The organism is Sphingomonas radicis (assembly GCF_051400635.1).
Taxonomy (GTDB): domain Bacteria; phylum Pseudomonadota; class Alphaproteobacteria; order Sphingomonadales; family Sphingomonadaceae; genus Sphingomonas.
Window position 1 is genome coordinate 867,257 of record NZ_JBLFFG010000002.1, and the last position, 14,646, is coordinate 881,902.

At 63.9% G+C, this 14,646-nt stretch carries 13 protein-coding genes; 9 read left to right on the forward strand and 4 right to left on the reverse strand.

Annotated features, from left to right (window positions below; translation table 11 throughout):
• The first annotated feature begins 10 nt into the window (after nt 1-10).
• From ACMGDH_RS11030 to ACMGDH_RS11065, 8 genes are all read left to right on the forward strand, one after another.
• Nucleotides 11-382 (forward strand): hypothetical protein, encoded by a 372-nt coding sequence (locus ACMGDH_RS11030; RefSeq protein ID WP_436827973.1) that lies wholly within the window; start codon nt 11-13, stop codon nt 380-382.
• A 456-nt stretch (nt 383-838) separates the two neighbouring features.
• Nucleotides 839-1,747: a LysR substrate-binding domain-containing protein gene (locus ACMGDH_RS11035; protein WP_436827974.1), complete on the forward strand. Its 909-nt coding sequence runs from the start codon at nt 839-841 to the stop codon at nt 1,745-1,747.
• A gap of 148 nt (nt 1,748-1,895) precedes the next feature.
• Complete coding sequence (locus ACMGDH_RS11040) at nt 1,896-3,134, forward strand: MFS transporter (protein ID WP_436827975.1); 1,239 nt, start codon at nt 1,896-1,898, stop codon at nt 3,132-3,134.
• Nucleotides 3,131-4,246, forward strand: coding sequence for an alpha/beta hydrolase (locus ACMGDH_RS11045; protein ID WP_436827976.1), 1,116 nt, complete (start codon nt 3,131-3,133; stop codon nt 4,244-4,246). Before ACMGDH_RS11040 ends, ACMGDH_RS11045 begins: the two co-directional genes overlap by 4 nt.
• A gap of 13 nt (nt 4,247-4,259) precedes the next feature.
• A complete protein-coding gene (locus tag ACMGDH_RS11050; protein WP_436827977.1) occupies nt 4,260-4,790 on the forward strand; it encodes a (R)-mandelonitrile lyase in 531 nt (176 codons plus the stop codon).
• A 36-nt stretch (nt 4,791-4,826) separates the two neighbouring features.
• The gene (locus tag ACMGDH_RS11055; protein ID WP_436827978.1) at nt 4,827-5,336 is read left to right on the forward strand and encodes a cyclophilin-like fold protein; all 510 of its coding nucleotides are present in this window, start codon (nt 4,827-4,829) and stop codon (nt 5,334-5,336) included.
• Between the two features lie 196 nt (nt 5,337-5,532).
• On the forward strand, nt 5,533-6,204 hold the full coding sequence (locus ACMGDH_RS11060; RefSeq protein ID WP_436827979.1) for a glycine-rich domain-containing protein: 672 nt from the start codon (nt 5,533-5,535) through the stop codon (nt 6,202-6,204).
• A 17-nt stretch (nt 6,205-6,221) separates the two neighbouring features.
• Entirely contained in the window at nt 6,222-7,034 is an 813-nt protein-coding gene (locus tag ACMGDH_RS11065) for a TIGR04222 domain-containing membrane protein (RefSeq protein ID WP_436827980.1), read from the forward strand.
• Between the two features lie 28 nt (nt 7,035-7,062).
• Here ACMGDH_RS11065 and ACMGDH_RS11070 read toward each other — a convergent pair whose 3' ends face one another.
• On the reverse strand, nt 7,063-8,001 hold the full coding sequence (locus tag ACMGDH_RS11070; RefSeq protein ID WP_436827981.1) for an NAD(P)/FAD-dependent oxidoreductase: 939 nt from the start codon (nt 7,999-8,001) through the stop codon (nt 7,063-7,065).
• A gap of 76 nt (nt 8,002-8,077) precedes the next feature.
• On the opposite strand from ACMGDH_RS11070, the gene ACMGDH_RS11075 reads away from it, so the two are divergent.
• Complete coding sequence (locus ACMGDH_RS11075; RefSeq protein ID WP_436827982.1) at nt 8,078-8,500, forward strand: TonB-dependent receptor domain-containing protein; 423 nt, start codon at nt 8,078-8,080, stop codon at nt 8,498-8,500.
• A 126-nt stretch (nt 8,501-8,626) separates the two neighbouring features.
• On the opposite strand, the gene ACMGDH_RS11080 is transcribed toward ACMGDH_RS11075, so the two are convergent.
• From ACMGDH_RS11080 to ACMGDH_RS11090, 3 genes are all read right to left on the reverse strand, one after another.
• Nucleotides 8,627-9,796, reverse strand: a complete 1,170-nt coding sequence (locus ACMGDH_RS11080; RefSeq protein ID WP_436827983.1) for an MFS transporter — start codon at nt 9,794-9,796, stop codon at nt 8,627-8,629.
• A 432-nt stretch (nt 9,797-10,228) separates the two neighbouring features.
• Nucleotides 10,229-11,380 carry a glycoside hydrolase family 88/105 protein gene (locus ACMGDH_RS11085; RefSeq protein ID WP_436827984.1) on the reverse strand — a complete coding sequence of 384 codons (1,152 nt, stop codon included), beginning with the start codon at nt 11,378-11,380 and terminating at the stop codon, nt 10,229-10,231.
• Between the two features lie 156 nt (nt 11,381-11,536).
• Nucleotides 11,537-14,491, reverse strand: coding sequence for a TonB-dependent receptor (locus tag ACMGDH_RS11090; protein ID WP_436827985.1), 2,955 nt, complete (start codon nt 14,489-14,491; stop codon nt 11,537-11,539).
• Nucleotides 14,492-14,646 lie beyond the last annotated feature (155 nt).

Sequence of the window (14,646 nt, forward strand, 5' to 3'; positions counted from 1 at the left end):
GAGAAGGCTCATGCACAAGCGTGACGAGAAAACCGGTGCCGAGCCGCTCTTGTTGCGGCTCCTCGCCGCGGGAACGGCGCTCGGTACAGTCATATTCCTGTTCATAGGCGACGGCTGGCGACTGTCGAACGTCTTCCTCTTTCCCGATCTCTGCGTCAGCGCCGCCTTGTTCATGTCGGTGTTCCTGCCGCGCAATCGCCTCTATCCCGCGTTGTTGAGCGGCTTCGCCATGGGAATCGGCGTGTTTGCCACTGCGACCGCCAGCCAACTAGTCGAAGGGCGGCTCGGAATCGGCGCGGGCATCGCGCTGGCGACCTCAACCCTGGGAGCCGGCATTCTTCTGCATCGAGCTCTCCCGGTTCGGGCAGGTCAACCTTTATAGGGTAATCTGCCTCTCGCCTTCGTTATCAAACCCGGCTTGGAGAAACGCCCAAGACCTCCCTCGCGTCGGGCAATCGCCGCATCGGATGATTCGAACTCCTATTCCGTCACTGGCCGCCCGGTCTACTATCCGGGCGTGGCCGGGGCGCCGCGGGGATAGAAAGCGGCGGGAAACGGCGGTATTTGGCGCCCCGCGCAGGACAAACATAACGAATATGTTTCGCCGTTCGTACTACCATAGCGCCGCCTGAAGCTGTCGTTCTCCGCCTTTTACCGTACCGCCTGACCGCGGGCGCTACTGCTCAAGGCTGGAAATAGCCGAAACCCTGTCCTTCAGAAGCGCACCGACCCTCACCGATTGGCTTTCGTCGGGCGCAAAGCTAAGGGACGCGCTCGGTAGTGATGAGCAGCGCTCATCCTGATTGCTTTTCAGATTCGGCGCGATCACACTCCTTCAGTGCAGATCAGTCGAACCGACCTGGCGGATTTCAGCTATTTCCTCGCGATCGCCAGACATCGCAGCTTCCGGCGCGCCGGTCTCGAGTTGGGCGTCAGTGCGTCTGCGCTCAGCCATGCGCTGAAAGGGCTCGAAACGCGCCTCGGCGTTCGCTTGCTCAACCGGAGCAGCCGAAGCGTGACGCTCACGGCTGCCGGCGAGGAACTGCGTGCGGCCATCGGTGCGCCGTTCGACGCGATCGGATCAGCAATCGAGGTGCTGAACCGCTATCGGGAAGAGCCCGCCGGGCGCATCCGGCTGAATGTGCTGGAGCATGCCGCAACACTTATCCTCGCACCGGTTCTGCCGACATTCGTCGATCGGTTTCCGGACATCGAGATCGACGTTTGCGTGTCGAATCATCTGGTGGACGTGGTTGCGGCAGGAGCGGATGCCGGGATCCGCTATGGCGGGACGGTTCCGGAGGACATGATTGCGCAGCGCCTGTCCAGCGACATCCGCTGGGTGGTGGTGGGCGCGCCGGCATATCTCGAACGCTTTGGGACGCCTGAGTACCCGCGCGATCTCCTCTCGCATCGCTGCCTGCGGATCCGGCTGGGCGATGACAGCATCTATCGCTGGGAATTCGAGAAAGGCGAGGAAACGCTCGCAATAGATGTGCCTGGGGCGATCACGATCGACGAAACCCAGTTCGCACTCGCCCTCACCACCGGGGGCGCCGCGCTGGCCTATTTGCCAGAACCGTGCGTGACCCCGCTGGTCGATCGCGGCGACCTGCGCCTGGTGCTGAAGGACTGGTCTTCGATGGGCTCTGGATTCCACATCTATTATTCGGGGCGCCGGCAGTTACCGACCGGGCTGCGCCTGCTGATCGACCTCATCCGCGAGATGCGCCCGCTCGGAATGTAGGAGGCGGTCCAGGTTCGCGAACGATGAGCCTGGCTCATCGCTTCATCAACGACGGAGCGGGTAATTCACCGCCGTCCCGCCGCATATATGGGCCTCTGTCGATCACGGTGCTGCCCGTGATCCCTCCAATGACAGATGGAACCGCGATATGGCCAGTAGCGCCAGCATCGAACAGATTTTTGCGCATGCCGACAGGTCGGGCGCCCCACGGTCCGGCTGGGGAGCGGTGCTGGCGCTGACGCTTTGCGTGTCGACGCTCATCGCGTCGGAGTTCATGCCGGTCAGCATTCTGACGCCGATCGCGTCTGACCTTCATCTGACCGAGGGCACGGCCGGGCAGGCGATTTCAGTCTCCGGGTTGTTCGCAGTGCTGACAAGCCTCTCCATTGCCTCGATAACGCGCGGAGTCGATCGCCGTGCGCTGTTGCTCGCGCTCACTGTGCTCATGCTGGTATCGGGCCTGCTGGTCGCCTTCGCCCCCAATTTCGGGGTGCTGATGATCGGGCGCGCGTTGCTCGGCATCGTGATCGGTGGCTTCTGGTCGATGTCGGCCGCCACGGTTATGCGTCTCGTGCCCGAAGATCAGGTGCCGCGAGCACTCGCGCTGCTCAACGGCGGTAATGCGCTGGCGACCACAATCGCCGCCCCGCTCGGCAGCTTCCTCGGCCAGTTCATCGGCTGGCGCGGCGCGTTCTTCCTCGTCGTGCCGCTCGCCGCGGTCACCTTCGCCTGGCAATGGCTGACGCTGCCCTCGATGCCTTCGGATCGCACGGTGCGCAGCGCCAGCGCGCTCGGTGTGCTGCGACGGCCCGGCGCCACGCGCGGCATGATCGCCATCGCATTGCTGTTCATGGGGCAGTTCGGGCTCTTCACCTACCTGCGGCCCTTTCTGGAGAACACGACCGGCGTGAGCGTGTCGCTCCTCTCCCTGATCCTGCTGGTGATGGGCGGCGCGGGTCTGATCGGAGCCTGGCTGATCGGCCATCTGGTCAGCAGGAGCCTGAACGCCACTCTGGTGCTGGCCCCGCTGGCCATGGCGATGGTGGCGCTTGCGCTGATCGCGATGGGGACTCTGCCGCTGCCGACCGCAGTGCTGCTCGCCCTCTGGGGCCTGATCGGGACCGGACTGCCGGTCGCCTGGTGGACCTGGCTGAGCCGCACGCTGCCCGACGACGCCGAGGCCGGCGGCGGACTGATGGTTGCGGTCGTCCAGCTGGCGATCACGCTGGGCGCGGCGGGCGGCGGGCTGCTGTTCGACGCCGGCGGTCATCAGGCGACCTTCCTTGCGAGCGCGGCCCTGCTCGGAGCCTCGGCCCTTGTCGGCGCGCTCGGCGCGCGCCGGTCGCGCGATCCCGCGCCCGCCCTCTCCTGCGGAGCATTCAGATGAACACCGAAAACATCTCTGAACATCGTGCGCTCAACCGAGCCGCTGCCGCCGAGCTGAGCCGGCGAAGCCTGCTTCGCCTCACCGGGGCGAGCGCAGCGGCGCTCGGCGCCTCCTTCTTCAATCTTCCAACCGCGGAGGGCCAAGACATGTCCAACGGAGCCAATAACTTTTACACCAGCGATCGCGTGACCTCCCGGAAGGTCATGTTCACGGACCAGTACCGGATGCAGGTCGCCGGCAACCTGTTCCTGCCCCGCGACCTCGATCGGAACGCGAAACATCCGGCGCTCGTCGTCGGCCACCCGATGGGCGCGGTGAAGGAGCAAAGCGCGAACCTTTACGCCACGAAGATGGCCGAACAGGGCTTCGCCGCAATGTCGATCGACCTGCCCTTCTGGGGCGAGAGTGAGGGCCAGCCGCGCAATGCAGTAGCGCCCGACTTCTATGCCGAGGCGTTCAGCGCCGCGGTCGATTTCCTCGGAACGCAGCCATTCGTGGACCGCAACCGGATCGGCGGGATCGGCATCTGCGGCAGCGGCAGCTTCATCGTCAGCGCCGCCAAGATCGATCCCCGCCTAAGGGCGATCGCGACCGTCAGCATGTACGATATGGGCGCCGCCAACCGCAACGCGCTCAACCATTCGCTGTCGGTCGAGCAGCGCAAGCGGATCATCGCCGAAGCCGCCGAGCAGCGCTATGCCGAGTTCACCGGTGGCGAGACCCGATATACCGGCGGGACGATGCATGAACTGACCGCGGACACTGACCCGATCCAGCGCGAGTTCTACGACTTCTATCGCACGCCGCGCGGCGAGTTCACGCCGAAGGGCGGATCGCCGCGCACGACGACCCACCCGACGCTGACCAGCAACGTCAAGTTCATGAACTTCTACCCGTTCAACGATATCGAGACGATCAGCCCACGCCCGATGCTGTTCATTTCGGGCGATCAGGCGCACTCGCGCGAGTTCAGCGAAGACGCTTTCCGGCGGGCGGCGGAGCCGAAGGAGCTGGTCTGGGTTCCGGGCGCGGGCCATGTCGACCTGTACGACCGGATCGACCTGATCCCGTTCGACAAGCTCACGTCCTTCTTCAACCAGCACCTCGCTTAAGGAGGGCGTCGAGATGAAGTCGATCGGAGCAATCCTCCTACCGGTGGCGCTCCTCGCCTGTTCGCCGGAGCAGCAGACGCAGGAGGCGCAGGAGGCGCAAGCGCAAGGCAATTCTTCCGAACAAGGAGCAGGGCAGATGGAAATCAGCCGCAGCGACACACGCCAGCCGACGCAGGGGCCGGCACAGTATTTCACCGGCACAGCCACGATCACGCCGCTGTTCGATCCGAAAGCGCCTTCCCAAGTCGGGGCGGCATTGGTCGCATTCGAACCTGGCGCCCGCACGGCGTGGCATACGCACCCGCGCGGACAGCGGCTGGTCGTGACCGCCGGCAGCGGACGGACCCAGGTCGAGGGCGGCCCCATCGAGGAGATCCGCGAAGGGGACGTCGTCTGGTGTCCGCCGAACGTTCGCCACTGGCACGGTGCTTCACCGCACTCCTCCATGGCGCACATCGCGATTCAGGAATCGGTGAACGGCTCCCCGGTCACATGGATGGAACACGTCACCGACGAACAATATGCGCAATCCCGCACTGGCTGACGAAGTTAGGAGGCATCCATGAGACAACAACGTCGAATGGCAATACTGGTCGCCACCAGCCTGGTCCCCGGCGCCTGCGGCGCCGGCGAGCGCACCGGCAATGCCGCAGCCGCGGGCGACGGGAACATTGTGGCGACCCGCCCGGGCGATAGCGCTCCAGCACGCGAGCCGGACGCACGAGCTGGACCTGCAATGACACAGGAACGCATCGTCATTTCGTCGGATCGGGGCCGGCTCACGGCCGAGCTTGTCGACAACGATGCTACGAGAGCGCTGCGGCGAATGCTCCCGCTCACCATCGAGATGCGCGACCATCTTCGGCAGGAAAAGACAGGGACTCTGCCCTCGCCCTTGCCCGAGCTGCAGCGGCAAACCGAGTTCTCCGCCGGCACGCTTGGCCTGTGGGGGAACGATGATTTTGTCATATATTACCGGAACGGCCACGTACCAGAGCCGGGAATCATCGTCCTCGGGCGAGTGACTGGTGATCTGTCGGTCTTCGATCGCCCGGGTGCGATCACGGTTCGGATCGAGCACGGCGGCTGAACCTTCACCGCGCAGCATCTCATTCTTCAAATCGCCGCTAAGTCCGCTTTGAGGAAGATGACCGATAGCAATGAACGTCCGCAATTGGGGGCGCGAAGCTGCCGCCCCGTACTCACCAACCCCCTTCGAGGACAAGGCAACAAAGAGGGCTCTAGGCGGCCATTGAAATGGAAAGGCCCGGGCCGTTAGCGGGCGAATGATCGTTGTGAAAATGATCGTTGTGAAAATGATCGTTGTGAAGGTGCAGACTAAGGACAGAAGCTTGTCTGGCGCCAGGCCTGTGATACCTTCAGATCTGATGCGTAGCCTGGATCGTGGATCCACCATTTTCCCCCATCACCCAGTATGGCGTGCGCTGTCATCCTATGTCGTGGGCCCTGAGAATGCGCGCTTGACCTTCGTGCAGCGGCTCGCGCGCGAGAATGGCTGGAGCGAAGCGCATGCGCTGCGTGTGTTCGCCGAGTATCGCCGCTTCTGCTTCATGGCCGCAACAAGCGACAATCAGTTGACCCCTTCCGATGCGGTCGATCAAGCATGGCACCTTCATCTCACCTATAGCCGGGATTATTGGGAGCGCTTCTGCCCCGACATACTCGGACGGCCGCTGCACCATGGACCGACCGCCGGAGGCGATATCGAGCGAGCGCGCTTCTTCGAGCAGTATGCTCGCACGCTGAAACGCTATGAGGAGGTCTTCGGTGTGCCGCCGCCACTCGATATCTGGCCTGGCGCGGCGCGGCGGCTCCTGGAGGATCCCCGCGCCCGGCGCGTTCACCCGCGCGACGGGATCGTGGTACCCAAGCCTGCGCTATGGGCGATTTTCGTCATTGCTGCGCTGGTTGCGATGCTTCACTTTGTCCTCTGGTAACGGAGCGTTGTCGCGTAGTGTTTTTCAGTCATGACGATCTGAATGGCAGCCAGTTCCTCGCGCTTTATGGCGCGCTCCTCCTCCTCGTCATCTATCTGGGGTTTGCCATTCCCCATTATCTCCGCAGGTCTGGCCGCGGGCCCGGGGCGATCGACGACGAGCAAACCGCCTACCTGTCCGGCGGTAGGGATCGCTTCTTCGAACTTGTCATCGCCCGGCTCCTTTCGTCGCAGCAGATCGCAATGGCCAAGGATCGGAAGGTCGAGATCGTCCAACCGGGTGCGGTTCGCGACAAGGCAGAGGCGAGCGTGCTCGCGCTGTCTTCGCCGTTTGACTGGAGCGTGGTCCAGAATGCACTGGACATGCATGCGCGCGCAGTTCGCAGGAGGCTTGTCGCCGATGGGCTCATGATGGGCCGAACGCGAGTAGAGGTGATCCGCGTGTGCCAGACCTTGCCCTATCTGCTGCTGATCGCGTTCGGCTTGTCGCGTTGGCGCTATGGCAATGAGCTCGGCCACCCCACCGGCTTCCTGACGGCCCTGTTGATCATCACCGCCATCTTTGGCCTGATGCGCTGGCTCACACCGGAAGCAAGAACGCAGCGCGGCATTGCCGCGATCGAGGAGGCGCAAGCGGGCGCCGAGCGTCTTCAGCGCGCGCCGACCGCCGGCGAGATCCCCTTGGCTGTGGCGCTATTTGGGACGACGGTGCTGGCCGGCTCCGGCCTGAACGATTTCCATCTCATGCGAACGGGCGACGGTTCGGGCGATGCCGGGGGAGGCTGCGGCGGCGGGGGTGGTTGCGGCGGGTGCGGAGGCTGTGGCGGCTGATGGTCGTGCTTTCCGCTTTTCTTCTTCGTCAATCAGCATTCGCTGCTGTCGCTGCCGCTCTGGATCCTTGCAGGTCTCGCGTCAGCGACTGATGCGCGCCGACCCCGGCGAGCACACCCGAGGCCGAGGCGAGCGTGGCGTTATGCATCGGCTGGGCCGCGTCGCCCGCAGCATATACCCCGTCGAGCGAGGTCTGCCCCCAGTCATCGACCTGAATGAAACGTCCAGAGGGCCCATCTGCGAACGCCACGCCCAGCTGCTCCGCCAGCGGGCTGGCCATGCGCGTCCTGGGGGCCGTGAAGAGCGCCGCAACCCGGATATCACGGCCGTCGGCCAGCCTGATTGCCTCGATCTCCGGCGCTGCGCCGAGAATTTCGACGACGGGCGTCCGCTCGATCGCGACACCACGTGCGGCCAGCCGCGCGGTCTCCACCTCATTCGGTTCGAATTGCCCCTGCGTGAAATAGGTGGTCGGGCCCCAATCGGGGATGAGCGCCGCCTGATGAGGCGACATCGGATGGTTCGCGATCACGCCCAGATTGCGATCCCGGACCTCATAGCCGTGGCAATAGGGACAGTGCAGCACCGTCACTCCCCAGCGCTCGGTCAACCCCGGAATTTGGGGCAGTTCATCGGTCACGCCGGTTGCCAGGACCAGTCTGCGCGCCTGCCGACGCTCGCCGCTTGCGAGGGTGACGTCGAAGTTGCCGATCTCGCCTTCCGCGCCGTACGCCTCGCCGTTCACGACGTCCGCAGAGGGATATGTAAGCAGCTGACGCCCAGCTTCTTGCATGATCGCATGGGGCGCCCTTCCGTCCTGCCCCAGAAAGCCGTGTGACGCAGCGGCGAACCGGTTCCGCGGCTGACCCGAGTCGATGATCAACACTCTCTGCCGCGCCCGCGCGAGCTGCATGGCAGCCGACTGCCCGGCGAAACTGCCGCCGATCACGATCACATCGTACTTCATCGCCGTCTCCGCACCTTCATGAAACTTTAAACGTTACGTATGCAGAAAAACAGGTTCATGCAATGATAAATGTTACGTGAGTTCCCCTGGAGTGCTCGATGCTACCTATGAGGATTTCTTCACCGGCGGCGGGACCATCGACAACACGGGCAATCACGTCCCGCGCCAGCCAGGCTGGGCTTGGCGCGTGACGCCCGCCTATGATGTCGAGCTTGGCAGTGTGCGTCCGTCGGTGTTCGCGACGCTGCAGTATACCGGCGACCGATATTCGGACCCCGAGAACAACCAGCTGCTGCCGCACTTCTATCAGCTAGACGCAGGTGTCTCGGTCGACATCAACGACCAGATCAAGCTCCAGGTGACCGGCAACAACCTCACTGACGAGATCGGTCTCACCAAAGGCAATCCGCGCACCATCGGCTGGCAGGGCTCGGGGCCGATCCTGGCGCGGCCGATCCTCGGACGGTCGTTCCGCTTCAGCGCCGCCTTCAGCTTCTGATGGCGCCCCTTCGAAGAGACAACGGCTATGTCGGCGTCCGACACTATTTCGTGAGGAGCCCGCCGATATTGCGCAGCTCAGCCCGACATGCCCACCAGTTCGCGATCCAGGACATAAGGGATATTCTCAAGAATTCGGCATTTTTGGCAGAAGAAGACAGGCGAGCGCCACCGCCTCCAGCACCGCGGCGGTTGCGGCGAGCGGCACCAGACCTTGCTGGATGAATGGCGCGGCCGCTGCCGTTCCGCCAGCTGTTGCTAGCATGATGAAAAGGATTACGAGCGCGCTGCCACGCGCATCATCGCCATGGCTCGCAAGAACGGCGCGGTAAAAACCGGGCGGGCCGCGCAAGCCGAGGCCGATATTGATCGGCACAAAGAAAACCGTGATGCCGTGTGGACGTGCGCCTCCCGCGAGCGCGTAGCTCAACATTGCCAGGGCACCGACTGCTGCGAGAACGGTGCCGAACGTGATCATCGGCTCGGCCCCGAAGCGCGCGACGAACCGGCTGGCGAGGTTGGCGGCAAGGATGAAGGTGGCAATGCCGCAGACCTGCATTATGATGAAGTCGACAAGATTCCCGCCGAGGCTGTGCACCATGACCGCGGGCGCTCCGAACACGAAGACGAGAAGCCCCCCGAGAACGAAAGCCTGACTGAGCGCGTAGCGAAGATAGACCGGATCCGCGATCAGTCGCGCATAGCTGCCGGCGGCACGGCGGCTCGTTTGGGGGATCAGCGGCAGGACGAGGTTGAGCGCGGCAAGCGCCAGCGCGATGGCGCCCATGAGCTTGAAGGATAAGGTCCAGCCGCCGAACGCCAGCAGCCAGATGCCGAGGATCGGAGCGAGCGCCGGGGCAAGCGCTTCTATGCTGCCGAGCGCACCGAGGGCGCGGATCGCACCGGCCTCGTCGAACATCGAGCGCACGATTGCCGGCGCGAACACGGCGGGGCCGGCGGCGACCGAACCCTGGATGGCTCTCAGCGGGATCAGCATCCACATGGAGGAAGCGAAGGCACAGGCGAAGGACACAATCCCGGTGAGCACGAGCGAAGCGATAAAGAGCCAGCGCGTCGGCAACCTGTCGCCCAAGGCTCCGTAAACCAGCAGGCCTAGGCTCGTGCCGCCGACATAGGCAGCAAGGACGAGCTGCGCCTCCGCAGCGTTGCCGCCCAGGCCTTGAGGCAGCGACGGAACGGCAGGAAGTACCAGGTCGGTGCCCATAATCCCGAGCACCGTTGCGGTCACGACCAGCGTCAGAGCCAGCCGAGGCTGCGCGATCGTGTCGCTTTGCATATCTTGATTCCCTTTAGTCGCAGGCACCGTTAGCGTAGGGCAGGACGCACGAGAATGGGCTCAACGCCTGCTCGAGCGCGTCGCCAAGCCGATCGGCACCCCGAGGAACGTCTGTTTTCGAGCCGTGGCGTTGGAGACTGAGCGGCCGCAGGCGGATCGGCGACGCCATGCAGCGATCAGCCCTGATCGCGCCGGCAGAACAGTCCCGCATTTCGCCTGCGCCAAGATTTTGCCATGATCGACCCGTCGACTCACCGTGGCTAAGCAGACGTCGATGACGTTCATGCTCTCCATGCGAATGGGTCAGCACCACCTCGCGGCGGCGGAGGCCGGAGACGGAGACGGTCGCGTAGTCCCGGTTGGAGGCGCCATCCATTCATCTCCGGATGCGTTCCGTAATCGGTCTTCTCGAACAAGCCCGCCTCCTGCGGACTAGCGCTTGCCCTTGTCGAGCGCGGCCACCTGGGTGGCGGCGAGCAGAAAGGCGCCGACGCCGTAATATTGGGTATCGCCGGGCTCGACCTTCTCAGGGCGGTCGCTCACCTGCTGAACATAGCCGAGGCGCCCGTCGGGCTGGATCGCACGCTGGAGCGCAATCCAGCCGCGGCGGACCGCCGGCTCATATTCAGCGCGCGGCAGCAGCCCTGAATTGATTCCCCAGGCGAGACCGAAGGTATAGAAGCCCGTGCCGCTCGACTCAGGCGGCGAGCCCTCCGGGGCGAGCAGCGAGGGAGACCAATAGCCGTCCGCCTTCTGCAGCTCCTTCAGGCGGCTCGCCATCTGGAGGAACAAGCCCTCCATCCGCACACGATCCGCGCTGCCTTTCGCGAGCAGCGGGATGGTGCGCGCCATGCCGGCGAACACCCAGCCATTGCCGCGGCTCCAGAACTCTTTGCGTCCTCTGGCATCGCGGCGCTCGAAGAAGCGGCTGTCGCGGTAATAGAGGCGTTCGGCGGGATCGTAGAGGAAATCGGTCGTCGCCCAGAATTCGCGCATCGCGAAATCGAGGTAGCGCGGGTCGCCGGTCTGCAGCGACATTTCGGCGAAGGCAGGCGGCGCCATGAACAGCGCATCGCACCAGCACCAACGCTTCAGGCATTCGGCCGCGCCATAGCCCTCGGGCGGAACGAAGAAGGCGAGCGACGTGACCGCGGGCTCGCCGATCACGCGATCGAAGGTGCGGCGGGCGGGCTTACGCGCCGCTTCGCCCGCACCGTTCCGCGCCGCCCAGAGATAGGATTGCGTGATGGCATGATCGTCAGCGAAATAGGGCAGCTTGCCGGGAAGCCACTGGTTGGCGGCACCCATGTCGAGGATCGCCTGCCGGACCCGCGGCGGGCCCCCGGCGTCGACTAGCGCCGTCATCCCGACCCAGAAGGCCGCCTGCTCCCACGCGCGCGGGTTGCGCGTCTCGCCCGTGACGCGCGAGACGGTGCCGCCGTGCATTTGGCCGAGCTGCCAGTCGGCGAGGCGGACCGCGGCCTCGATCACATCCGATGCGGGCCTTGCCGCGACCGAACCCTGAGCGAGAACCGCGGTCGGCGCAGCAGCCAGCAGTGCCGATGCCAAGGCGAGATGCTTCATTTTTGCCCCTTCTCCAGATCGTCACGAGTCAGGATTGCCCCGTTGCCCCTCCACCAAGGCTATATGCCCGAACACCGATGGGCCGACCTCCAGCCAGTCCGAGTTGCGAAAAAGAAAGGGTGCCTGCCGAATACAGGCGCCCTCCCCAGGGAAAAACTAGAACCGACCCCGGACGCCGAATGAGATGGTCGTGCCGTTGAAGAATGAATTGTCACGACGGCTCAGGCCATTGCCTTCCGGCTGGGTGGGATCCTCATAGTAGAAGAAGACGTTCTCATTGGTGATGTTCAGCGCATCGATGCGCAGCTCGATCCGGTCGTTCACCTTGTAGCTGATCGTGCCGTCGAGGAACCCCTGGGGAGCGAGATAGGGCACCTGGTTATTGCCGGTGTTGGTCGAGCTCTGCCCTGTCTTCGCACGATAATTGTACGACCCGCGGATCGAGAACGGCCCCTTCTCATAAAAGGCGGTGACGCTGTACGTATAGTCCGGCACACCCTGCATCGCGACGCGGTCGCCGTTCGTCAGAACGAAGTCGTCGCCCTCCTGGTCGATCAGCGTGAAGCTGCTGGTGATGCCCAGCCCGTCGAACGGCGCCGGCAGGAAGGTGAAGTTCTGCTGATATGCGAGCTCCAGCCCCTTGAGCTTCAGCTCGTTCTGATTCACCGTGATCGTGCGATCGAACAGGAAGTTTGGATCGATGACGTTACCGCCGAGCTCGGGTGGGCAAGCCCCGGCGCCCAGCGAAGCGCAGCTGAACAGGTTCGAGGGCAGGCCCAGCGTCCCGAACGGGACACGATCCACCACCGCGAACGGGCGATCGACGATGTCCTTTTTGAACACACCTCCACTCAGCAATCCGCCGGGCGCGAAGTACCATTCCAGAGCCGCGTCGAACGTGGTGGCCAGCTGGGGACGGAGGTTCGGATTCCCGACCGTAACCGCTGGGTTGAAGATGTTCGGCACCCTAGTGCCGGCCGCGATGGTTGCCAGCGACCCGCGCGTGATCGTCTGGCCCGCGGATCCCCGCAGCACGAGCTTCGGCGTGATGTCGAAGGCGAGGCTCGCTGAGGGAAGAAAGTTCTGATACCCGCCCTCCCGCTCGGCCGGGGCGAACCCGCCGCCAGGGGCGCTCTGGTAGTTGTTGATCAGCGTCTTGGTGTCCGAGTAGCGGATACCGAAGTTGCCGCGCAGCACGTGGCTGCCGACCGGAATCTTGAAGCTGGTCTCGAAGAAGGCCGACTTGACGATCTCCTCGGCGGTGAAGGCCTGGTTGAGCGCGGGCGTGGCCGCGCGATTGGCCGCATTGGCGTCGAGGACGTCCATCACGAATGTGCGCGAGAAGGTGGCGAACTGCGAAGGATATCCCGCGTTCCCACCGTTCGCCAATCCGCCGAACTGGACGAAGGGATCCATGTTCGCGAACACCCCTGTGGGGTTCGTAGCGAAGGTACCGCCCTGCGGAAGCGGCCGAGTGTTGGCGATGCTGCTGCCGTCCTGCCGCTGGACCCGCTTGGTGGTGGAGACATAGCTGCCGCCCAGCTTCATCGAGAGCAGCTCGTCGCCCGTCTCGAGCGGAGTCCAGTCCAACACTGCCCGAGCGGTCTTCTGCTTGTCGAATTCGTCATTGATCGCGAAGCCGAGCGACGGCGCTCGATAGTTGGCCGGGTCGGTGAAGTCGACCGGCGAGCTGATCGTCGGATAGGTGATATCCTTCGAAGGATCGAAGGTCGTGGTGATGCCGTAGATATTCGAGACGATCCGGTTCTCGGAATAGACCGCCTTGCTCTCGCTCAAATTGGCCTGCGCCGAGAGCTTCATCGTATCGGTAATGCTGTAGGCTGCGCGGATGATGCCGTATTTGAACTCGGTATGAGCGTCGCGATAGAAGCTTTCCGTCAAGATGCTCGAGTTCCCGAAGGTGCCGTAGAGATTGTTGTACTGATCGATACGCACGTCGAGCGGGATCAAACCCGAGTTGGTTCCGGTACCAGGCGCTGAGCTGCTGCCGGCGACCGTGCGCGAGTTGCGCACGGGCACGCCGAAGGTGAACTCGTCGGTCCGGTCGGTCAGGTCGGCGTAGATGCCGTCGATGCTCGCCTCGAAGCGCTCGCTCTTGTACTGGAGCGATCCGACGAAGCCGAGGCGCTCGCGCTCGTTGTTCGACGCAAAGACGCGATAGAAGCGCGGCAGATACGCATTCTCGACCTGCGCGCGGGTCAGGTTGCCGAAGTTGGCGAGCGGGTTGTCGAGGTCCAGCTCGAACTGGAACGGGCCGCTCGTGTTCGCGGGCACCGGATTTCCCGGCGTCGCATAATAGGGGCGCCGCCCGAGCGCCGACGAATTATAGCCACTGGTGCCGCCGCCGGTCGATTGGAAGCCCGAGCGCTCGTTGACGTTCTGCGCATAGGCGACGCCAAACAGCGCGCCGAAATTGCCCCAGGTATCGCTGAGCAGCAGCGATCCGCGCGGACGCCATTCCTTCGACTGGGTGTTGTAATTGGCCTGAGCGGTGTAGCGGATCACGCGCTCATCATTGTCGAACGGGCGCGGCGTCTGCAGATCCACATTGCCGCCGATGCCGCCTTCCTCGAGATTGGCCTGGGGCGACTTGTACACATCGACGCGGCCGAACAGCTCGGACGGGAAGACATCGTAGTTGAAGTCTCGGCTGGACCCGCCGACGTTCATCGCCGAGGTCGTGCGCACCGGCGCGCCGTTGATCGTCGTCACCGTGAATTCGGAGCCGAGGCCGCGAATGCTGATGCGCTGGCCTTCGTTCGAGGCACCGTCGCGCGACAGGATCACGCCCGGGATGCGCTGGAGCGAGTCAGCGACATTTGCCTCGGGAAACTTGCCGATGTCCTCAGCGACGATCGAATCGCGGAAACCGATCGATTCGCGCTTGAGCTCGATTGCCTTGCCGAGGCTGCCCCGAAAACCGGTGACGACGATCTCATCCGTCGAACCTTCCGGTTGGGCGTCGCCCTGAGGAGCATCCTGAGCGACGGCCCCGCCGGGCTCGGCCATCTGCGCGTGAGCGGGGACCGCGACAATGATGCAGGCAAGCGCACCGGCCGAAACAGCCGATGCGAGAATCGATTTCCCCATTTCCCTCTCCTTCACGTTCACGGCGTACGCCGCGCGTGTCCATGTTGTATGATAACTTTCGCCTAACCCGTCAATTGTCTGATTTGTTCGCTCCAGAGGAGGAAACAGGGCAAAAATAATGGGCGTCCGTCTACGAGCGCATCTCCGCAACCGAG

Coding starts and splice junctions, on each gene's coding strand:
- ACMGDH_RS11030 (WP_436827973.1), top strand. CDS start 11: ATGCACAAGCGTGACGAGAAAACCGGTGCCGAGCCGCTCTTGTTGCGG.
- ACMGDH_RS11060 (WP_436827979.1), top strand. CDS start 5,533: ATGATCGTTGTGAAAATGATCGTTGTGAAAATGATCGTTGTGAAGGTG.
- ACMGDH_RS11045 (WP_436827976.1), top strand. CDS start 3,131: ATGAACACCGAAAACATCTCTGAACATCGTGCGCTCAACCGAGCCGCT.
- ACMGDH_RS11040 (WP_436827975.1), top strand. CDS start 1,896: ATGGCCAGTAGCGCCAGCATCGAACAGATTTTTGCGCATGCCGACAGG.
- ACMGDH_RS11055 (WP_436827978.1), top strand. CDS start 4,827: ATGGCAATACTGGTCGCCACCAGCCTGGTCCCCGGCGCCTGCGGCGCC.
- ACMGDH_RS11090 (WP_436827985.1), bottom strand. CDS start 14,491: ATGGGGAAATCGATTCTCGCATCGGCTGTTTCGGCCGGTGCGCTTGCC.
- ACMGDH_RS11070 (WP_436827981.1), bottom strand. CDS start 8,001: ATGAAGTACGATGTGATCGTGATCGGCGGCAGTTTCGCCGGGCAGTCG.
- ACMGDH_RS11085 (WP_436827984.1), bottom strand. CDS start 11,380: ATGAAGCATCTCGCCTTGGCATCGGCACTGCTGGCTGCTGCGCCGACC.
- ACMGDH_RS11050 (WP_436827977.1), top strand. CDS start 4,260: ATGAAGTCGATCGGAGCAATCCTCCTACCGGTGGCGCTCCTCGCCTGT.
- ACMGDH_RS11080 (WP_436827983.1), bottom strand. CDS start 9,796: ATGCAAAGCGACACGATCGCGCAGCCTCGGCTGGCTCTGACGCTGGTC.